Annotated in this window: 16 protein-coding genes; 11 read left to right on the top strand and 5 right to left on the bottom strand. The window is 68.6% G+C overall.

Annotated features, from left to right (window positions below; translation table 11 throughout):
- The first annotated feature begins 49 nt into the window (after window positions 1-49).
- Window positions 50-490 (top strand): hypothetical protein, encoded by a 441-nt coding sequence (locus ENSA7_RS20045; protein ID WP_146157905.1) that lies wholly within the window; start codon window positions 50-52, stop codon window positions 488-490.
- A gap of 9 nt (window positions 491-499) precedes the next feature.
- Here the strand turns inward: ENSA7_RS20045 and ENSA7_RS20040 are convergent, their stop codons facing one another.
- On the bottom strand, window positions 500-994 hold the full coding sequence (locus tag ENSA7_RS20040; RefSeq protein ID WP_106090919.1) for a hypothetical protein: 495 nt from the start codon (window positions 992-994) through the stop codon (window positions 500-502).
- A 9-nt stretch (window positions 995-1,003) separates the two neighbouring features.
- A complete protein-coding gene (locus ENSA7_RS43945) occupies window positions 1,004-2,077 on the bottom strand; it encodes a hypothetical protein (RefSeq protein ID WP_106090918.1) in 1,074 nt (357 codons plus the stop codon).
- A 123-nt stretch (window positions 2,078-2,200) separates the two neighbouring features.
- Between ENSA7_RS43945 and ENSA7_RS43940 the strand changes: the two genes are divergently transcribed.
- The 5 genes from ENSA7_RS43940 to ENSA7_RS20010 are packed head-to-tail and all read left to right on the top strand — an operon-like array spanning window position 2,201 to window position 8,057.
- Window positions 2,201-2,788, top strand: a complete 588-nt coding sequence (locus ENSA7_RS43940; RefSeq protein ID WP_106090917.1) for a putative signal transducing protein — start codon at window positions 2,201-2,203, stop codon at window positions 2,786-2,788.
- A 17-nt stretch (window positions 2,789-2,805) separates the two neighbouring features.
- The gene (locus ENSA7_RS20025) at window positions 2,806-3,657 is read left to right on the top strand and encodes an alpha/beta hydrolase (RefSeq protein ID WP_181233930.1); all 852 of its coding nucleotides are present in this window, start codon (window positions 2,806-2,808) and stop codon (window positions 3,655-3,657) included.
- 9 nt (window positions 3,658-3,666) lie between these two features.
- A complete protein-coding gene (locus ENSA7_RS20020) occupies window positions 3,667-4,512 on the top strand; it encodes a M48 family metallopeptidase (RefSeq protein ID WP_106090915.1) in 846 nt (281 codons plus the stop codon).
- 12 nt (window positions 4,513-4,524) lie between these two features.
- The gene (locus ENSA7_RS20015; RefSeq protein WP_106090914.1) at window positions 4,525-7,140 is read left to right on the top strand and encodes a hypothetical protein; all 2,616 of its coding nucleotides are present in this window, start codon (window positions 4,525-4,527) and stop codon (window positions 7,138-7,140) included.
- Window positions 7,137-8,057, top strand: a complete 921-nt coding sequence (locus tag ENSA7_RS20010; RefSeq protein ID WP_106090913.1) for a leucine-rich repeat domain-containing protein — start codon at window positions 7,137-7,139, stop codon at window positions 8,055-8,057. Before ENSA7_RS20015 ends, ENSA7_RS20010 begins: the two co-directional genes overlap by 4 nt.
- Window positions 8,058-8,067: 10 nt before the next feature.
- On the opposite strand, the gene ENSA7_RS20005 is transcribed toward ENSA7_RS20010, so the two are convergent.
- The gene (locus tag ENSA7_RS20005; protein WP_106090912.1) at window positions 8,068-9,027 is read right to left on the bottom strand and encodes a hypothetical protein; all 960 of its coding nucleotides are present in this window, start codon (window positions 9,025-9,027) and stop codon (window positions 8,068-8,070) included.
- 79 nt (window positions 9,028-9,106) lie between these two features.
- Here ENSA7_RS20005 and ENSA7_RS20000 point away from each other — a divergent pair, with 79 nt between their 5' ends.
- Window positions 9,107-12,220, top strand: a complete 3,114-nt coding sequence (locus tag ENSA7_RS20000; RefSeq protein WP_106090911.1) for a DPP IV N-terminal domain-containing protein — start codon at window positions 9,107-9,109, stop codon at window positions 12,218-12,220.
- Window positions 12,221-12,290: 70 nt separating this feature from the next.
- Here the strand turns inward: ENSA7_RS20000 and ENSA7_RS19995 are convergent, their stop codons facing one another.
- Window positions 12,291-13,928 (bottom strand): p24 family protein, encoded by a 1,638-nt coding sequence (locus ENSA7_RS19995; RefSeq protein WP_106090910.1) that lies wholly within the window; start codon window positions 13,926-13,928, stop codon window positions 12,291-12,293.
- A 174-nt stretch (window positions 13,929-14,102) separates the two neighbouring features.
- The gene (locus ENSA7_RS19990; RefSeq protein ID WP_106090909.1) at window positions 14,103-14,480 is read right to left on the bottom strand and encodes a hypothetical protein; all 378 of its coding nucleotides are present in this window, start codon (window positions 14,478-14,480) and stop codon (window positions 14,103-14,105) included.
- 193 nt (window positions 14,481-14,673) lie between these two features.
- Here ENSA7_RS19990 and grpE point away from each other — a divergent pair, with 193 nt between their 5' ends.
- The 4 genes from grpE to ENSA7_RS19970 are packed head-to-tail and all read left to right on the top strand — an operon-like array spanning window position 14,674 to window position 19,506.
- Entirely contained in the window at window positions 14,674-15,213 is a 540-nt protein-coding gene (gene grpE / locus ENSA7_RS19985) for a nucleotide exchange factor GrpE (protein ID WP_106090908.1), read from the top strand.
- Window positions 15,210-16,925, top strand: coding sequence for an Hsp70 family protein (locus tag ENSA7_RS19980; RefSeq protein ID WP_181233929.1), 1,716 nt, complete (start codon window positions 15,210-15,212; stop codon window positions 16,923-16,925). Before grpE ends, ENSA7_RS19980 begins: the two co-directional genes overlap by 4 nt.
- Entirely contained in the window at window positions 16,925-19,135 is a 2,211-nt protein-coding gene (locus tag ENSA7_RS42345; protein WP_146157901.1) for a hypothetical protein, read from the top strand. Before ENSA7_RS19980 ends, ENSA7_RS42345 begins: the two co-directional genes overlap by 1 nt.
- Window positions 19,135-19,506 carry a J domain-containing protein gene (locus tag ENSA7_RS19970; RefSeq protein ID WP_106090906.1) on the top strand — a complete coding sequence of 124 codons (372 nt, stop codon included), beginning with the start codon at window positions 19,135-19,137 and terminating at the stop codon, window positions 19,504-19,506. Before ENSA7_RS42345 ends, ENSA7_RS19970 begins: the two co-directional genes overlap by 1 nt.
- The last annotated feature ends 459 nt before the right edge of the window (window positions 19,507-19,965 follow it).

Here is a 19,965-nt window from a genome sequence, read left to right as displayed (position 1 = left end):
TGGTGGGGCGAGAGAAGCTTCGGATGCAAGCGAGGTAGAGTTGGTCTGTATGCATGCCTATGACGTTCTCGTCGTGCGGCGTGGGGTGGGGTCGCCGGGCGTTCGCCGGGCGTTCATGCGCCAGTGTGTGGTTGGGGCGCAGCGCAAGCGCGATGAGCTCGGCGAGGGGGTTTGGGGCCAGCGGCGGCTGTGCATGCTGGCAGGTCAGTCGCCCGATGAGCTGCGCGAGTGTGTGGGGCGGGTTCGGGCGGCGCCCGGGTTGCTCGAGGGAGTCCACGCGGGGCTGGCGGTCGCGGCTTGTGATCATGCGTTCTTGCTCGTGAATCGGGAATTTGGGGGCAGGCTTGTGCCGCCGACGGAGCTGGTGCGGGAGTGCGTCGAGCAGCTCGAGGCGGCCTGCGAGGCGGATCCGGTCGCGTTCGAGCGGCAGGCTCGGTGCATCACCAGCGCGCGCAACCTCGATGAGCTCGAGCGGTGCGAGCCACCGTGATCACCGCCCTCATGCAGCGGGATGGTTGATCTGCACGAGGTCATCGACATGCGGCCGCATGACCGCGGCTCGCCGGACTCGGGCGAGGCTGGCCTGGATGGCGGCCGGGTCGGGTGTCGGCGAGATCGAGGCGAGGTCGAGACCGGCTGGCGTGAACAGCGTCTTGCTGAAGTAGATCGCCATGATCTGCGCCTCACGGTCGAGGTCGACCACGTACCAGTCGCTGGACAGCAGCGCGAGCAGTCCGCGACCGCGCCAGGTGAAGTGGCACGAGAGCTCGGGATCTTGGGTATCGACGCCGCGGATCTGCTTGGTCGCTCCACGCTTTTCGTACTCGACCAGGTCATCGAGGGTCGTCGCGTCGATCTGCCGATAGTTGAGGGTGGGACGCGTGTTCTTGCCGTTGCGCCACATTGGAAAGGTGGTCTGGACGATGTGCCAGGTCCCAATTAGATCAGCCGCGCGCAAACTAGGGAGCGCAAACTCGGTGATCGTCAACGGCATTGCTCGTGACTACTCCGCGATGCAGACGCCGACGTCCGCGAGCATCGGCGGCGCCTCGTTGGGCTCGAAGAAGGCCACGCAGCCGAGCGACTGCGGGCAGGTGTCTGGCTCGTCCAGATCACACCACCGCGTGCAGCAGCTCGGATCATTGCCCTGACAACCAGGGACCGCGTCCTTGGGCACGCACGCGAGCCCAGGCTGGCAGTCATTATAGTCATCGCACGCCTGCCCCTGTCCGACTTGCGAGGCCGTCAGCGCGCAGTCGAACCCGTTGCCCGACCAGTAGCAGCCGTAGTCGAGCGGGCAGTCCTGGATCAGCGGGTCACACTGCTTCGAGCACAGCGCGATCGCCCCGGAGAACAGGCAGCCCCAGCCAACCGGACACATCAAATTTTGCGGTGGCCCGACGCAAAACGGGACGCAGGTGCCGTGCCACTCGCCCTCGGACCAGTGCAGCTTCCAGCAAAAGCCGTCGCTGTTGCAGTCGTCCTGGGCGTTCTGCGGGCTGTCGAGGGTGCAAGCTTCGCCCCACGCCTTGTCGCCGAGGATCGGCATGCACTTGTTCGCGTCCCAGAAGCTGCCGTTCGGCTGGGTCGCGTAGGGCACACATTTATGGGTGGGAAAGCAGGCCTGCGCGAGCGGATCGCAGGGCTCGTTGGTCACGTCAGGGGGGATGCCCCAGGTGTCGTCGCCCCACTCGTCGGTGTCGCCGTCGCCGTCGGGGCCGGTGTCCGGACCGGTGTCCGGACCCGTATCGGGGCCGGTGTCCGGACCACTGTCGGGGCCAGCGTCGGGGTCGCCATCGCCATCGCCATCGGGGCCGACCTCGCCGCTGCTGTCGGGATCGCCATCGCCTGCGTCATCGCTGGAGCTCGAGCTCGAGCTCGAGTTGGTGGTGCTCGGTCCCGCGTCTGCGTCGGCGTCGTCGCCCACCGAGGTGGACGGCGCCGTCCCGGCTGTCTCACCGCTCGCGTCCGCGCTGCCAAACCCGAGGTCCGGCAGCGGACCGCGACCGCAGGCGGCCGCACCAGCGACCATCGCCAGCATCACCCACTTGGCGTGGCCCGCCGAGCCAGCTCCCATCGGCCCCACGATACCAGAGCTCCACGGGCAGCGCGGCAACTATCCACGCAGTGGCCCGGGTGGCCAACCCGCCGCCGGGCCCGCTGTGGTGGCCCAGCGGGCCCGGGCGACTATGCTCTAGCCGTGCAAGACGCACTCGTGCCCCTGTGTCGCTGCTCGGGGCTCATCCAAGCCCAGGCGATCCGTGGCTCGCTCGAAGCCCGAGGGGTGCCAACCCTGATCGACGGCGAACACCAGCACAACGTGCTCGGGATGTTCGGCTCGATGATCGACCTGCGGATCATGGTTCCACGCTCGCAGCTGCGCCTCGCGTACGAGCTGGCGCGCGAGGTGATCCCCGACCTCCCCGAGCCCGAGTTCGACGAAGACCTCGAGCTCGCCCGCGGCCTCGAGTCGCCGCCGCACCGCCGCGCGATGCCCGAGGATCTCGTGCCCTACCCCGACGAGGATGACGAGGGTCAGGACGACGACGACGACGACGACAGCCACGATTTCGCGCAGCTCAATGAAGACGAGGACGACCTCGCCGAGATGCGCGAGCGCAAGTCGCTGATCGGCCCGCGGATCGGCGTGGCTGTGGGGGTGCTGTTCTGCGCGGTCCAGATCGCGAGTCAGCAGACTGTCATCGGCGTGATCGGGCTGTGCATCATCGCCGCGCTGGTCTATTCGCGGGTGATCCCGATCACCGCGGGGCCCCCAGCCAACCCTTGATGTGGCACCCTCGACCCATGCACTGGGCTCGGTCACGCCACCCGATCAGCTGCGCGATCCTGTGCGTGCTCGCGACAGCGTCGCTCACCGCTTGCGAGGCGCGAAGCCCCGAGCCCACTGCGCAGCACCCGATCAAGGCCGAACCAGCGCCACCGCCGGTCGCGGCCAGCCCCGCGTCACCCGACGCCGATCGATTCCAGCAGATCGCCGGGGTCCACTACCTCGAGTTCGTGACCGCCGGCGCCGATCCACAGGCGACCCTGCCCATGATCATTGCGATCCACGGCCTCGGCGACGCTCCGGAGGGCTTCCGCGGCTTGCTCGAGGGCTTCGATCAGCCCGCGCGGGTGATCGTGCCCCGGGGCCTCGACGCGCACGGGCCCGGCTGGTCATGGTTTCCGATCCGCGTGAGCGAGGTGCAAGGCGGCGACATGCGAGCGCTCGCGGTCGGCATCGAGCGCGCCGCCGACAAGCTCGCGCCCATGATCGAAGCCCTCGTCGCAGCCCGTCCGACAACGGGCAAGCCGATCGTCACCGGCTTCTCGCAGGGCGGCATGCTGTGCTTCACGCTGGCGGTCCAGCACCCGGAGCTGCTGTCGGCCGCGCTCCCGATCAGCGGCTGGCTGCCCGAGCCGCTGTGGCCAACCGCCACCGCCGACGCTGCCGCGATCCCGATCTTCGCGTTCCACGGCGACGCCGACGCGATCGTCCCCTACCCCGCAACGGTGACCGCCGTCGCTCACCTCGAGCAGCTCGGCTACCAGGTCCAGCTCCAGGGCTACCCGGAGATCGGCCACGCGATCTCACAGGCCATGCACACAGACCTGCTCGAGGCCCTGCGCGCCAGCCTGGCGACCTCGCGCAACTAGACCGCCGCCATGCCGCAACTCAAGACCCTCCCGGGCCTCGCCGCCGCCGACTTCATGCACCCGTGGGACGCCAAGGCCACGGCCGCGCTCAAGGCCGTGCCTGGCTTCGACAAGCTGATCGCCAAGATCGTGGAGTACAGCTTCGAGCGGGTCTACTACCTGCAAAACGTGGCTGACAACGTGCGGGTCAGCGACAAGATGTTCCCCAAGCTCAACCGCTACCTCGAGTGGGGCTGCAAGATCCTGGGCGTCGACAAGCCCGAATTCTATGTCTCGCTCGACCCGGCCTACAACGCGTTCACCTACGGCCACACCAAGCCGTTCATCGTCATCACGTCATCGCTGCTCAACCTGCTCGACGAGCAAGAGAAGATGTTCGTGATCTGCCACGAGCTCGGCCACATCAAGTGCGAGCACGTGCTCTACACCCTCGTGGCCGAGAACATCGCCGTGCTGATCGAGATCTTCGGCAAGATGACGCTGGGTCTGGGCTCGCTGCTCGGGGCCGGGCTCGCGCTGCCGCTGCTCGACTGGTACCGCAAGGCCGAGCTCTCGGCTGACCGCGCGGCGCTGCTGGCCGTGCAGGATCCCGCGGTCGCGATGCGCACGTTCATGAAGCTGGCCGGCGGCGCCGAGAGCCTGCTCGACGACATGGACACGGCCGAGTTCCTGCGCCAGATCCGGGCCTACGAAGACCGCGACGTGTCGGGCCTCGATCGTGCGTACAAGCTGCTGATCACGATCTTGCGGACCCACCCGTTTCCGATCATGCGGGCCAAACACCTCGATCGGTGGATCGCCGACGGGGGCTACTCCAAGGTCAGCGGGCTCAGGGCCGAATCGCTGCGGGTCTGAGCAAGCCCAGGCATGGACAAGGTCGACGAACTCATCGCGCGGCTCGCAACCGAGGGGGAGCTCGACTCGGCGGGCAGCTTCACTCTGGATCCTCAGGTCGCGCTCGCCAAGCTGCGCGCGTTCACGCTGCGCGACCCGACCCGCTTCGTGCTCAACTGGGTCCGCGCGGCCACGCTGCTCGGGGCCACCCGCGTCGACATCGAGATCGACGCCGACGACGTGTGGTTTCGCTTCGACGGCGACACGCTGACGGCCGCGGAGTTCGAGTCGCTGTGGTCGGCGGCCGTCGGCGGCAGCGGCTCGGCCAAGCTGCGGGCGTGTCGCGAGCTGGCGCTGGGGATCAACGGCGCGTTCACGTGGTCGGCCAAGGCGGTCAGCGTGCACAGCGGTGAGCTGCGGGTCGAGGTCGCCCGTGACTTCTCGATGACGCCCGTGCCCAACCAGGCGGCGGGCGCGGTGGCCAACGTCATCCACGCCAAGCGCCCGCTCGGGTGGGACCTCGTCGGTCGGCGGATGCAGGACCAGCGCGGCGAGCTGCCCGAGGAGCTGCTGCTCGCCAGCGCCTGCGCCCACGCCCAGGTGCCGCTGTACCTCGAGGGCAAGCTGCTCAACCCGGTCCAGGCCGCGCCCGCAAACGCGTGGCTGACGATCCCGATCGACGACGATCAGCGTCGCGGTCGCCTGAGGTTGCGGCCCGGTGAGCGCTCCCAGGTTCGCGTGCTCGTGGCCGGCGTCGAGGTCTGCGTGGTCGAGCTGCCCTACGGCCAGGGCCTGGTCGACGCGGTGATCGACGATCCGCTGCTGCCCCTGGATCTCTCCGGTGACAAGCCGGTCGAGGGCGAGCGCTGGCAGGCCCTGCTCGACTGCGTGTCCACGGCCCGGTGGTCCGCGTGGTTCATGCTCGCCAAGCGCGAGGCCGCGCCGGGCCGCGCCGCGCTGATCGACGACCTGCTGAGCAGCGACGACGCGAGCTGGATGGGCGTCCCGGGGGCGATGGAATTCGCCGATCAGGTCGAGCTCCCGCGCGCGGTGGTCAACCCCCACGCGGGGTACGCCCCGCTCACCCAAGCGGCCGAGCGCGACCTGCCGATCGCCGAGCCATGGCCACCACCACGGCCGCCGCCGCTGACCCTCGGCGAGCTGGTGCGCTGCGCCAAGCAGCGCGGCGTGCTGTTCACGAGCCCGGCCCGCCGCGACGATCTGCCCTACGCCCCCGCGCTGCCCGTGCTGTTGTATGGGCGCGTGGCTGGCCTGGCTGCGCTCGGCCGGGTCACCCTCGATCGGCCCGAGGCGCTCGAGCGTTACGAGCACGAGGTCGCGGCGTCGCGCCAGCTGTCGGGTGCGCGCGCGCTGCCAGATGAATGGTTGGAGTCGCGCTATCACAGCGGCGCCCTGAAGCTGCGGATCGGCTGGCGCCGTGGCGCGGCCCGGTGCCGCGGCATGCTCACGCTCGGGTGTGACGGCCGGGTGCGGCGTCAGCTTGCGCTGCCCTCGAGCTGGGGGCCGCTGTGGGTCGAGGTCGAGCTTGGGGACGCGGCCGAGCTCACGCTGCCGCTCGAGCACAACCTCGCCGCGGCCCTGGCCGTGCTCGCGCTGCTCGAGCGCCATCACGATCTGCTGGCCGGTCTCGATGGTGAGCGGCTCTCGACGTTCGAGCGCGAGGTCGTGCTCGCGTACCTGCGCGAGAGCTTTGGGCGCTGGTCGGCGCGGCGCCTGGCTGAGCTCGATCGCCTGTCTGTGCGCGTCCGTCAGGCCGCGGTCGCCAGCTGGGAGGCCGATTGGGGCGTGCCGCCGGCCTGGGTCGAGCCACCGCCGAGCGAGCGGGCGGACTGCGATCATCCGTTGATGGATCTCGCCTGGCTCGAGCACGCCGGGCGGTGGGTGACGCTGCGTGATATCCAGCGCGAGCTCGCCGTCCAGGGCGCGCTGGTCTGGGTCGAGCGTGAACCCAGCAGCGATGGTGTCTTGGCCCCGGCCCAGGTCTGGCGGCTCGACACGAGCGAGCGGGCGATCATCACCGACGTGTTCTTTGCCGCGCTCGAGCGGTTTGATCAGCACGCCTGGGCGCGGCGCGAGCTTGGGCCGCTGTCGATCCCCACCGATCTCGACGGCGCGTGTGAGCGGGTCGTGCTCGAGGGCCCGGCCGACCCGCGCGGGAGCTCGACGGGGATCTTGGGCCTGCCCGCGTCCGCGCTGCCGGGCCCGTGGGCGAGCGCGCCCGGTCGCAACGCTCGCCTGCGCGTGCAGGCCAATGGCCACGACCTCGGGTGGATGGACGTGCCGCTCCCAGTCGGACCGTTCTACGGCGTGATCGCTATCCCGAGCGCCCGCGCGGTCGCCCACGCCGATCGCGTGCTCAAGGACGACGCATGGCTGGCAGCCGCAGCGATCGTCGAGGCCGGCGCGCTCGAGCTCGCGCGCGCCCGACTCGAAGCCTGGCGCGCGGGCCACTGTCACGCCGACGAGCTCCCCCGGATCCGCGCCTGGCTAATTGATCTCGAGCGCGGCGGCTGGCTCGAGCGCGGCGGCTGGCCCGAGTTCGCCGCCGCCCTCCGCGACTGGCAAACTGCCCTGCCCGCCGACGATCCGATGCGCGTGGAGATCGACCCCCAGCCGAGCCTGTCATGAACCATCCCTTCGCCGATCCCCGCCTCGAGTTGGCCGTCCGCGCCGCGCTGCCCCAGGACGTGCTGGCCCAGCCGCTTCGCTCGCTGACCCGGCTCGACGCCGCCGCGCTCGGGATCCGCCGGCTGCTCGGGATCGAGGCGCTCAGCGAGCTGCGCTGGCTCGATCTGAGCCGCAACCCGCTCAGCTCCCTGGTCGACCTGCGGGCCAACACCAAGCTGATTCGGCTGCTGCTGAGGCAGACCGGGATCGCGTCGCTCGCTGGGCTCGAAGGCCTGCCCGAGCTCGAGGATCTCGACCTGAGCGGCGCGCAGGTCATCGACATCCAGGCGATCGAGGGGCTCCCGTCGCTGCGCAGCCTCGATCTGGGCCTGTGCCTCGTCAAGCGGCTGAGCGCGCTCGCCACCCTCGCCAGGCTCGAGTCGCTGACCCTCGGCAACCCCACCCTTGCGCTTGGGCGCTCGTTCTTTGCGCGACCCCAGCCGATCGAGCTCGACCTCTCGCCCCTGCGCGCGCTCGGTCGGCTCCGCCAGCTGCGGCTGTACGGGCTGAGCATGCGATCGGCGGCGAGTCTCGACGCGCTCTTGGGCCTCGAGGAGCTGGTGCTCGACCGCTGCACCTTCGAGGATCGGCTCCGGGAGTTCCCGCTGCTGGCCCGGCTCGAGGTCCTGAGCCTGAGCGACTGCGACGTGTCGGCGCTCCGGGTGCTCACCCGGTTGCCGCGCTTGCGGGTGCTGTGCCTCGACGAGGCGGAGATCTCGGATCTCAGCCCGCTGCTCGGCTGCGAGGCGCTGGAGTCGGTGAGCCTGCGCGACGTCAAGCTGAACAAGCGCGGCTCGATCGACCAGCTGCGCCGCCACCCTCGGCTCGCGCAGCTGCGCCTCGACAACCAGCTGGTGGAGTTGCGCGATCGCAAGTAACGACCAAGAGCTACTGTGCAACGATCGAGTCGCAGTTGAGCCTGCCAGTCTGCGGATCCGGCTGACCACTAAATCCATCACCAATCGCGATCGACTGCCAGGTGACAAAGTCGAGCTCGCACGTGTCCACGGTATCGTCGTAGCTGAAGCTCACCACATAGCGCTCGGTCTCCACCCCCGTGCGCTCACACAGCAGGCAGTTGCCCTCGCCGGTGGTCCTGAGCCTGATGTCGGGCCAGCTCGGCTCGGGGGTCAGCCCGCTGCCCTCGGCCCGGAGCTCGCGGACGGTGTGCCACTCGTTGAGCCGGTACTCGCACTTGTCGGTCCCGGTCTTCTCGCGGATCAGCTTGGCGCGCGCGGGCATGTCATCACACAGCGTCGTCGCCCGGACCTCGCTGAATTGCTCAATCTCGATCGTGCGCGACCAGCTGTGCTCGACGACCCGGAGCTCGAGCCCGCCCTCGCGCGCTCGCATGAACACCAACCCGATCGCCAAGATCCCCACCCCCGCGAGGATCGAGCGCCGCCGCGAGCGGATGGCGTCGGCCGCGGCGTCGTGCGCGGCTCCGCTGGCGAGCTGCTGTTTGGCCGAGACCCGGCGCGAGCGCTCGAGCGCGGCCTGGGCAAACGCCCCGCTCTGCCCGGCGAACCCCTCGGCCCGGCCGAACGCGTCGCGCTGGCCGATCTCCCTGGCGCCCGCGAGCGGGCAGCCGCAGCCGCGGCAGTAGTTGGCCGCCGCGCTGCTGGGGATCTCGCAGGCGAGGCACAGCAGGTCGCGACCGATGAGGGAGTGATCCTCGGCCGTGATCCCGCCTTCGTCGGGCGGCGCGTACAGGGGGTTTTGATCCTGCGCCGAGCCGCACGCCGGGCAGTGCTGGTGGCTCGCGCCGAGCAGCCGACGAGTTCCACAGCTGGCGCAGTCCCACAGCATGTGGTGCGCCGCGACGTCGCCTGTGCCCAGCTGGTCCACGCGGATATCTTAGGCTGTCTTTCGGCTGCAGTGCACGATGTCTGTGGGGGTTCAGGCACATGGGTTACGCTCGCGGTCGGTGCCCGACCCGGCCAACCACGAGCTGCGCCCGCCCGCGTGGGGACGACCGCTCACGGCCGCGGTGCTGCGCTGGCTGGTCACCGCGTGCCTGCTCATGGCGCTGTGGCTGCTGCCGACGGCCAGCGCCCACGCCAACCCCGATCTCGAGTTCCGCACGATCACGACCGAGCACTTCGTGATCCACTATCACGTCGGCGAAGAGGAGGTCGCGGATCGCACAGCGATGCTGTCGGAGCGCGCTTACGAGCGCCTGACCATGGGCCTGGCCCACGCGCCCGCGACCCGCACGCACATCGTCATCACCGACACCACCGACGCCAGCAACGGGTTCGCCAACGCTGTCCCGTTTCCGCGCATCCGCCTGTTCGCGGCCGCCCCCGACACCCTCTCGGTGCTCGAGAGCTACGACGACTGGCTCGACATCCTCGTCACCCACGAGTTCACCCACGTCGTCCACATCGACACGGTCCACGGGGTGACGCGGCTGCTCAACGCGATCCTCGGGTTCGGCGTGGCCGGCAAGCTGCTCGGGCCCAACATCGTGCAGCCGCGCTGGATCATCGAGGGGCTCGCGACCATGTACGAGTCGGACACCTCGGCCCAGGGTAGGCACCGCTCGGCGCTGTTCAACATGTTCATGCGCATGGCCGTGCTCGACGGTCGATTCCAGCGCAGCGACCAGATCAACTCCAGCGCGCGCGTGTTTCCCCACGGCTCCAGCGTGTACATGTATGGCCTGCACATCATGCATTACATCGGGATGCACTACGGCAAGGACAAGCTCGCGGAGCTCAGCCATATCTATGGCAGCCGCATCGTCCCGTGGGGCATCAACCGCGCGCTCGAGGACGTGATCGGCGTCGGCTTCGACCAGGTCTACGAGGAATTTCACACCGACCTCGAGCGCCGGTTTTTCGCGGAGGCCCGCCAGATCCGCGCTCGGGGGCTGCGCCAGGGCCGACGCCTGACCTTCACCTCGAGCTCGGGCTCGTCGGGCGCGCACACCCGGTATCCGGTGTGGGCGCCCGATGATCAGCACATTTACTTTTACGACGACACTGGCCAGGTCCAGTCTGGCATCCGCAAGATCCCGGCCGAGGGCTCGCGGATCCGCGAGGGCTGGGGGATCGGCAATCAAGGCACCAGCCCCGACATCGAGCGGGTGATCGACATCGAGGACAACGGCCGGCCCAGCTTCATTGGCCCCAACGAAGATCAGATCGTATTCGACATGGTCGGCGTGCACGATCTTCGCTACCACTGGAGCGACCTCTACCGGTGGAAGGGCCCGGATCGGCGCGGCCGCGAGCAGCTCACGTTTGGGTTGCGGGCGCGCAGCCCCGACGTCTCGCCCGACGGGCGCACCGCCGTGTTCGTGCGCAACGACAGCGGCCAGTCACGGATCGGCATGCTCGCGCTCGACACCCTCGAGGTCAAAGAGCTCGCGCCGCTCGACCACGTGCAGCACGTCTACGATCCCGACTGGCACCCCGACGGCACCAAGATCGCCTACGCGGCCTGGCGCGACGGTGGCTACCGCGATCTCTACGTCTACGACCTCGGCACCGAGACCCACGAGCGCATCACCGCCGATCGCTCGCAGGACAACTCCCCCGAGTGGTCGCCCGACGGCCGCTGGCTGCTGTTCACCAGCGATCGCAGCGGGGTCTACAACATCCACGCCTACGACACCGAGACCAAGAAGATCTGGCAGGTCAGCAACGTGCTCGGCGGCGCGTTCGAGCCGGGGCTCAACCACGCGGGCGATCAGATCGCCTATGTCGGCTACTCGAGCACGGGCTACGACGTGTGGAAGATGGACTTCGACCCCGAGGCGTTCCTCGAGCCGGTGCCGGGGATCCCCGCGTGGCCGACCGCCGACGATCCAACCCCCGAGCGCAGCGCCGACGCCGGTCGCCAGCCCAGCCTGAACTCCAAGCCCTATCGGTTCTATCGGACCTTCTATCCGCGCACCTTGTTTCCTTCGGCCGCCGAGTTCGAATTTGGCAGCCTGTTCTCCAGCTTGGGGCTCTCGCTCGCGGTCCAAGACGTCGTCGAATTTCACTCGCTGGTCGGCAGCTTCGAGTGGCTGACCGCCGTCAACAAGCCGAGCGGATCGGTCTCGTATCGAATGTCGCGCTTGTTCCCCAGCTTCAGCTTTGGGTTTGGTCGCGACTATCGGGTCCGCAACGGCTACCGGCGCTATGTCTACGATCCCCCGCCGGACAGCGCGGGGTATGGCGAGGGCCAGCCGTATTTGCTCGAAGGTTACCTCGAGCAGGTCACCTCGTTCGCGGTCGACATGGACCTGCCCGTGATCCGCCTGGCCCGACAAAACGCCGATCTCGGCCTCGGCTACACGTTCAATCACTACAAGAACCTCGATGACTTCGACGACATCGTCGATCCAAACTCGCCGGCCTCGAACCTGCCCGCGGTCGGCAACGTGGCCTCGATCGATCTGAGCTTCAGCTACGACAACCGCGAGGGCGTGCGCTACGCCTGGGGCACCGAGACCGGCCGGCAGCTACGGACCAACCTCAGCGTCAGCGACAAGCGGATCGGCAGCGACTACGGCGACGTGCGACTCAGCGGCAGCTACACCGAGTACCTGCGCATGCCCTGGCCCGGCCATCAGATCCTGGCGCTGCGGATCTCGGGCGGGGCCTCGGCGGGCGGGCTGCGCGGGCGCGGGCCATTTCGGCTCGGCGGGCTGAGCGAAGATCAAGATGTCATCCGCACCGTGATCGCCCGCGCCGCCCTGGGCGAGGGCACGACCTTGCGCGGCTATGATCCCAGCCGGTTCTCGGGCCTGTACTACGGGCTGTTCAACGCCGAGTATCGAATCCCGCTCGTCGACCTCGACCGCGGCGTCGGCAGCGTGCCGGGCTTCCTCGAGCGAATGGTGGCGGTCGTGTTCACCGACTGGGGCATGGCCTGGAGCGACCCGATCAAGTTCAGCGATCTCGCGGGCAGCATTGGCGCCACGCTGATCACCAGCTTGAAGCTGGGCTACGGCGAGCGGATGTCGCTGTTCTTCCAGTACGCCCACGGGTTCGACAAGGAAGTCGGCATCGACTACTTCCGCGTCTTCGTCGGCCGCGGGTTTTAGTCCGTAGCTAAACTTTCACCATGTCGTGCGTCCCATGGACACAGTAAAATCGGGAATGCTTGGTAATAGGTTAGTCCGAAACGATCAGGATCAGCGAGGTCGCCAGGGTCGCCGAGTCACCCTGCCCGTAGATCACCCGAAGGTCGTAGCTCGTGTTCGGGTCGGGTGAGTCCACGATCACGATCGGGTTGCTGTCCGGCTCGTGGTCGACCGCGGTCTCGCCAGTGTTGGCGTTGATGACCTCGAGGTCGATGTTGAACGACTCCTCATGCGACACCGCGGCGAACACCGCCGAGTTGCCGCCGAGCGTGATGCCCGTCTGACGGATCGCCTCGCCAGGATACAGGACGGTGCCCTGCAGGGCCCAGTCGTCCTCGTGGAACACCAAGCCGTTTTGGAACCCGAGTTCCTGGACCTTGCCCGAGGCGAACGCCCCCGAGTCGAGCAGGCGCTGAAACACCATCTGGAGGGTCTCGGCGGGAATCGGCAGGCCGCCGTCTTGCATGATCACGATCGCGCCAAACTCCTCGGCCTGATTCACGACCGAGAGCTCGATCTTGTAGTTGCCCTCGGTCGGCGCCGTGAAGGTCACCGCGGGGGTGCCGTCGGCCTCGGTGTCGGCGGCGATCACGTTGCCGCCTGGATCCTTGATCACGATGTCGATGTTGGCCTCGGTCGAGCCCGCGCCGATCACCGCGTAGGTCTTGCCGGCCTCGAACACGCGGGTGAACTGCTGGGGGTGCTCGGGCCGCAAGAACCCGGCGGCGACCGTGCTGCCCTTGTCGTCAAAGCCGAAGTCGGTGGTGTTGTCGACGCGGGTGGCCATGAGCAGCAGCCGCTCGAGGGCCATGGCCATGAACGAGCCCGGTCGCCACTTGGCCTCGTCGACGTGGAGCGCGAGATCGGTGTTGACCTGACGGCTCGGACCGCTGCCGCTGCCGCTGGTGTCGGCCGTCCGCACGGGCGCTGGATCGACCGCACCGCTGCCCTCCCAGTGGCGGGCCGCGAGCGGCATCATCAGGACCTGCAGCGGCGTGAAGCAGTCGTTGAGCGCGGCCTGATCGTCCATGCACGAGTCGAGGTCGCCCATCTTCGTCATCTCACCCGCGCCGCGCCCAGCCGAGGCCCCGACCCCGATCCCGGTGGTCTTCTCGGCGACCTCGATCCCGCCCTCGATCGCCTTCTCCTCGCTGAAGTTGAACGCGCCGACGCTGAGCGTGACCACGTAGTGGGTCGCGCCCTCGCAGTCAGGGTCGTTCTTGGGGATCTTGAACTCACCGATGAGCTCGTACGAGCCGATCGTCACGTAGTGGAATTCGAGCGACTTGCCGTTCTTGATCTGACCAGCGAAGCGCGCGTAGTTGACCGGGACCTTGGCCTGCAGCTCCTGGAACGAGCGCACGAACATGCTCTCGACTCGCCGACCGTTGGCCTGGCGGTACGAGTAGGTCGCCGCGACCGGACAGTTGACCCACTTGAGCTTGTCGGGGGTCTCCGGGTCGTAGCGGACCAAGAACACGTTGCGATGCAGCTCGACGGTGTTGTGGATGTGGTGGAGCTCGCTCTCCTCGAAGCCGAACAGGTTGATCGTCGCGTGGTTGTCGGCGACCAACACGAGGATCTTTTCCTTCTTGCCCGCACAGCCGGCGAGCAAGATCAGCGCGAGGAACAACAGGGTATGTCGGAGTGCGTCGAAGGTGGCCCGCATATCTCGGCCGCAGTCTATCAGCGATGGCCGACATCGAGAGCGTTGAGCGTCAGCGCTCACAATCGCGCGGTCGACTGATCCAGCCTGGCGATTGAGCCAAGCTAGCGGCCGAGATCTGGAGATACGCGGTTGGCACGCTTGGTGACCGCTTGTCCGCCGCGCACGGAAGCCGCGCTACCCACCGCGCGGGTCGGGCCCGATCGATGAGATCTGAGGGGGCGGTGCCAGCGAGTCCGGGCTCCTCAACTCAGCCCCGCGCTCACCTGACCCAGCCGGATCGTCCAGAGCGTCGAGTGCCCCGTAGAGATCGAGCGCGTCTTCGTAGCGCCGACCGATTCGCATGACCCCGTCGAGGTAGCGATCGGGCGCCTTCTTGGCGAGCAGAAAGTCGAGCACGGCCGCGCCGAGGCTCAGCGGTCCGAGCACGAGATCCTTGAAGCCCTCCAGCAACAGCTTGATCTGAAACACCAGCAGATCCTGCAGCGTGCGAACACGCCGACGCGATCGCACGCGCGAGTCTTCTGGCTCCGGTCGCACCTGCAGATCGCTCATGCTCGCGCAATATACCTGGCGCGTCGCGAGCCGGCGCTGAGATCGCCAAGTTCGCCACCAGCGTGGACACAGTCCGCTGCCCACGGTGAGCCAGTCTACGAATGGCGCCTGCAAGTGGGCCAGAGGCCTGGCCCAAGCCGAGAACAGTCCGCTGCCGTTGCCAGTGCGTGAGCGCCATGTTACCTGCGAGCGGATGCTCGATCGCATTCGCGCCTGGCTCGGTCCGGCGCCCCAAGCTGGCGATTCGGAGGCTACTTCAGGATCAGAGCTGGACGCGGAGCTCGAGGTCCGCCTCAAGATGATCGCGCGGGCCCAGGCCAAGATCTCGCTGCGCCTCGACGAGATCACCGAGCTCGTCGGCGCCAATCACCGCGCGGTGCTCGAGCGTCTCACTGCGCCCACGCAGGCGCCAACCGAGACCCTCGACGAGGTCCTCGACGCCCTCGATCGGCTCGACGACGCGCGGCGCTCACTCGGTGCCGATCAAGCGGCGGTCGCCGACGGACTCGCCGGCATCTCGCTGCGACTCGAGCGCTTCATCGCAGCTCGGGGGCTCCGGCGCCACGCCGACACGGGCGCGCCGCCGCAAGGCCAGCGCTTTCGCATCGTGGGCACCGAAGACGATCCTGCGCTGGCCGACGGGGTCGTGACCCGGGTGGTGCGCTCGGCCGCGACTCGAGGTGACGAATTGATCCGCGAGGGAGAAGTCATCGTGAACAGGAGGGCGCCGTGACCAGCCAAGACCGCGCTGTGTTTGGGATCGATCTGGGGACCACCAACTCGGTCATCGCCCGGCTGCACGGCGGCGTACCGCAGGCGCTGCCGGTCGACGGCAGCGCGATCGTGCCCTCGGTGGTCATGTACACCGAAGATGATCGCGTGCTCGTGGGCCGCGAGGCCCGGAACCTGGCGCTGCTCCATCCTGATCGAGTGGTGCGCTCGATCAAGCGGCGCATGGGCCAGTCCGAGCCGGTCGAGGTCGCGGGTCGGTCGTTGCTGCCCGAGCAGATCTCCGCCGAGATCCTCCGCTCGCTGGCCGCCGCAGCCCAGGCCCAGACCGGCGAGCACGTGCGCGACGTGGTCATCACCGTGCCCGCCTACTTCAACGACGCGCAGCGGCGGGCGACCCTGGCCGCGGGCGAGCGCGCGGGCCTGCAGGTGCTGCGCCTGCTCAACGAGCCGACCGCGGCCTCGCTGGTCTACGACCACGTGCGCGCGAGCGAGGCCAGCGGCCCCGAGCTGCTGCTGGTCTACGATCTCGGCGGCGGGACCTTCGATGTGTCGGTGCTCGAGGTGTTCGGCGACGTCCGGGAGGTCCGATCGACGACCGGCAACACCAGCCTCGGGGGCGACGACTTCGACGAGGCGCTGGTCCGCATGTTCGTCGACGAGCTGGGGACGGCGCGCGGGCTCGAGCTCGACGCCAGCGCCAAGGCCCGGCTGCGCAGCGCGGCCGAGGCCGCCAAGATCGCGCTGTCGAGCAAGGTCGAGGTCGAGGTTCACGAAGAGTTCATCGCCCGCGCCGCCTCGCAGCCGGTCCACCTGCAGCTCACGGTCACGCGCCACGCGTTCGAGGCCGCGATCCTCGCGATGCTGCGCACGACGATCGAGCTGGCCCGGCGGGCGATCGCCGACGCCAAGCTCGGTCCCGACGAGCAGATCGCACGGATCTGCCTGGTCGGCGGCTCGACTCGGATCCCGCTGGTCAGGACCCTGCTCGCCGAGGCGTTCGAGATCGACATCCACGAAGAGATCGACGTCGACCTGGCGGTCGGGCTGGGCGCGGCGATCCAATGCGGCATGCTCTTGGGTGTCAGCTGCGATCGGATCCTGGTCGATGTCGCCGCCCACACCCTGGGCCTGCGCGCCATTGGGGAAGACGACGACCCCTACCTGGCCGACGACCCCGACACCTTCGCGGCCGTGCTCCACCGCAACACCGCCCTGCCCGCCGATCGGACCGAGGAGCTGTACACGATGGTCGATGACCAGGATCAGGTCCAGGTCGACGTGTTTCAGGGCGAGTCCCCGCGCTGCTCGGAGAACCTGGAGATCGGATCGTTTCATCTCGAGCTCGAGCCCGCGCCCCGCGGCACCCCGGTCCGGTTTCGGTTCGCGTATGACCTCGACGGGATCGTCAAAGTCACGGCCACGCAGGCCGGCGCCGAGGACAAGCAAAAGACAGTGAGCCTGCGCCTGCCGGACGCGACCACGCGCGAGGCCGCTCCCGCGGCGGATCCCGCTGGCGTGGACCTGCGCCGGATCGGGACTGACAGCGCGCTGATCCGCCGAGCCAAGCGCCTGCTCGAGACCGCCGAGCCGCGGACGGGTGACCAGCTGACGCGGCTGATTCAAGCGTGGGGGGCGGCCGCGCCCGAGCAGCGGGGCGACATCGAAGACGAGATGCTGGATCTGTTCCTCGAGCAAGAGGCCGGAGACGGGTAGTGGCAAGGCGCAAGGATCGGCGGCAACGCAAGCAAGACAAGCGGGCGGTCCGGGACGTCGACAAGGCCCAGCGGCGTGGCGACGCCCTGAGCCTGCTCACCGCCAACCTGCCGCCGGGTCAGCCCGGGCCCACGTTCGAGCTGATCGCGGCCGACATCGAGCACAGCTACGCGCAGCGCGACGACGCCCGGGTGCTCGCGTTCGTGCGGCCGATCGCAGCCAATCCCGCGCTGCTCACCAGCGACGACCAAGCCCGGGTTCACGCGTGCAGCTGGCTGTTGTTGGCCCGCGCGCTGCGGGCCCGCCAGTGGGAATCGAGCGAGCGCTTGTTGGCCAGCTTCGGCCCTGGTCTAGCCGCGCGCGCGCCGGGCCTGGTGCCGTGGTGCCGTGCCTATCTGGACCATCGTGGCGAGCCGCCCGCCGAGGTGGTGAGCGAGCTGGTGCGCGTGCGTGTCCCGGCCAGCGCCAAGCCCTCCGCTGGCGCGCCGATCCCAACTGACCCCGCGGGCCTGGAGCTGGCGCTGTTGGCTGGGGCTGACGACCTCGATCGGCTCGAGGCGATCGAGCGTCAGATCATGCGGCTCGAGCCCGCGCAGCGGCGACCGCTGCTGGCGCTCACGGCCCAGCTCGGGTGGCGGCTGGCGCTGCGCGGCGCCAGTGATCGGCGCAGCTCGGCGACCCCTCGCGCGCTCACGTTGCTCGCGCGGGTCCTGGATCCGAGCGTCGATCGAGCGCTCGTGCCCCAGGCCATTCGGCTCGCGCGTCAGCTGTCTGCGACTCCGCAGCCGCCTCCCGAGCTGGCCGGTTTGCTCGAGAGCGCCTATCGAGCCCCCGCCCTGCGCCCCCTGGTCTGCAGCGCGCTCGAGGCCTACCCGCCACCGCCGCGCTCGCCCGGCGTCGACTCCGAAGCCACGCTCGGCCTGGGGCGTCGGCTGCTGCGCCTCGATCCCCAAGCCACGCGGGTGTGGGAGTGGACGCTCTCGTGGTGGCTCCGCACCGCCCAAAAAGGCGACGCGGCGCCCAACTGGCTGCGAAGCTTCGGCGCGGAGCTGGTCCGGTCGGGCGCGCTCGCGCGACCGCTCGCCACCCTCGACGCGTCCAACCTACAGGACCGGATGGCCATCCAGCACCTGTGCAGCCGGGTCAGCTGGTTGGCGTGGAAAGACCAGCTGCTGTTCGTCGAGCAGGCGCTCGAGCTCGTGGAGGGCGACGCCCGCCGGCCACTGGCACGCCTGGCGCTCGACGCTTTGCGTGAGCACGAGCAGGTCCGCCGACCGGTGGGATCCAAGCAGCCCAAGGTCAAGGACATGATCCGCGGTCTCGAGCGCGCGCTCGCGTCGATCGATCCAACCGTCGACGATCTCGAGGCAGCGCTCGAGCTGAACGATATGCTTGGGATGTTGCGCATGATGCCAAAGAACATGCCGGTTCCGGCCGAGTTCGGGGACATGCGCTTCCTGGTTGACGACTCCGAGCCGCTCGGGCCCACGCAGCTGGCGTTCATCGAGCGCCACGCCGCGCAGCTGCTGCCCCACGACATCGACCTGCTCATCGAGTTGCTGCACCGCGACAACGTGCGGGACCGCGGCGTGGAGTTCATGCGCATGTACCTTGACGCGGCGCCGACCGCCGACCAGCTGGTCCGGGCGATCATCGCGTCGTCCGACCATGATCGGCGGGATCTCGAGCTGCTCGCGCTGGCTCCGCTGCTGGACCGGTTTGGGGGGGAGCCGGCCGCGCTCGCGCGGGCGCTCGCGCGGCTCCTCGATGTAGGAATCGATCCGCCCACGACCAAGCCGGTCGCGCGGGCGTTGGTCGCCGCGGTGGAGCGGACCGGTGAGGCCGACGGCGTCGACCCTCGGCTTCTGCGGGAGGCGGAGCGCCTCGCTGGCGTGCGGCGGCGGCAGCCGAAGAAGAAAGCCATCGCCAAGAAGAAGGCCACCGCCAAGAAGAAGGCCACCGCCAAGAAGAAAGCCTCCACGAAGAAGCCCTCCACGAAGAAGCCCTCCACGAAGAAGCCCTCCACAAAGAAAGCGGCAGCCTCGCCCGAGGAGCCGCGAACGTCGAAGAAGAAGCCGTCGAAGAAGGCCGAGAACAGCGCGCCGCGCACGACGAAGAAGAAATCGAAGAAGGCGGCTCGAGTCGAGCCCCGCGAGGCGAACGAGAAACCGGCCAAGCAGCGCACGCTGTTCGACGAGGATGGTTGGTGATGGCGTCCAGTGATCCCTTTCGCGTGCTTGGCATCACACCGACGATGGATCGTGCGGTGATCAAGCGCGCCTACTTTGGGCTGCTCCACCAGCACTCACCGCACGCTGATCCCGTGGGGTTTCGTCGGATCCGCGACGCCTACGAGCTGCTCGCCGGGGACGGCTTGACCACGGCTTTCTCGACGGCCGAGCTGGACATCGAGCGTGAGCTGCAAGCCGTGGACGCGCAGCTCGGCGAGCGAATCGCGGCCGCGCAGCAGGCCTCGCTCGCGCTCGAGGCCGAGCGCGAGGGGATCGCCGCATTCACAGCGCTGCTGAGCCTCACGCTCGCCGACGCGAGCGCCCGCTGCGAGCTGCCCCGCGACGCTTGATCGACGTCCGCCCCCGTCACCAGCTCACACACTCCTTCCATGCCGTGTTCTCGGCGCGACACGCCGAGCCGACACGCTTACATTCTTCGCGAAGTCGGTCGACAATGCACCCCTTTAGGTTCACCGCCTCTGCGAAACATCCTTGAGACGCGTCGATGTCGAGGTTTGACCAGCACTGAACCCAGCAATTCCCCCAGTCATGGTACCCGCCGTAGTTACACTGATCGGCAAGATCGCACAGCGCACGACACTTCGCCGCTCGTCAAAAATGACCCACCTCTGCTCGTCAGAAGTGACCCACCCAAGAGCAGCCTGAGCCGAGGAAAAGCCCTCGTGGCCGTTGGCCCCCGCCCATTACTGGGCGGTCCATCCCGATCGCAGTGACGCTTGCGGGCGATGCCCCGCACGCGCCCCTGTCGGATCTGCCGTCGATGGTTCCAACCGCACCCGCGAGCCGGC

This window comes from Enhygromyxa salina (genome assembly GCF_002994635.1).
Lineage (GTDB): Bacteria > Myxococcota_A > Polyangia > Nannocystales > Nannocystaceae > Plesiocystis > Plesiocystis salina_B.
The sequence above is the reverse complement of the archived record's forward strand: the minus strand, read 5'-3'. Positions and strand labels throughout refer to the sequence as shown.

Excerpts from the sequence above, each read along its gene's own strand:
- ENSA7_RS20045 (WP_146157905.1), top strand. The coding sequence starts at position 50 with ATGCATGCCTATGACGTTCTCGTCGTGCGGCGTGGGGTGGGGTCGCCG.
- ENSA7_RS20040 (WP_106090919.1), bottom strand. The coding sequence starts at position 994 with ATGCCGTTGACGATCACCGAGTTTGCGCTCCCTAGTTTGCGCGCGGCT.
- ENSA7_RS43945 (WP_106090918.1), bottom strand. The coding sequence starts at position 2,077 with ATGGGAGCTGGCTCGGCGGGCCACGCCAAGTGGGTGATGCTGGCGATG.
- ENSA7_RS20025 (WP_181233930.1), top strand. The coding sequence starts at position 2,806 with ATGCACTGGGCTCGGTCACGCCACCCGATCAGCTGCGCGATCCTGTGC.
- ENSA7_RS20020 (WP_106090915.1), top strand. The coding sequence starts at position 3,667 with ATGCCGCAACTCAAGACCCTCCCGGGCCTCGCCGCCGCCGACTTCATG.
- ENSA7_RS20015 (WP_106090914.1), top strand. The coding sequence starts at position 4,525 with ATGGACAAGGTCGACGAACTCATCGCGCGGCTCGCAACCGAGGGGGAG.
- ENSA7_RS20010 (WP_106090913.1), top strand. The coding sequence starts at position 7,137 with ATGAACCATCCCTTCGCCGATCCCCGCCTCGAGTTGGCCGTCCGCGCC.
- ENSA7_RS19995 (WP_106090910.1), bottom strand. The coding sequence starts at position 13,928 with ATGCGGGCCACCTTCGACGCACTCCGACATACCCTGTTGTTCCTCGCG.
- ENSA7_RS19990 (WP_106090909.1), bottom strand. The coding sequence starts at position 14,480 with ATGAGCGATCTGCAGGTGCGACCGGAGCCAGAAGACTCGCGCGTGCGA.
- grpE (WP_106090908.1), top strand. The coding sequence starts at position 14,674 with ATGCTCGATCGCATTCGCGCCTGGCTCGGTCCGGCGCCCCAAGCTGGC.
- ENSA7_RS19970 (WP_106090906.1), top strand. The coding sequence starts at position 19,135 with ATGGCGTCCAGTGATCCCTTTCGCGTGCTTGGCATCACACCGACGATG.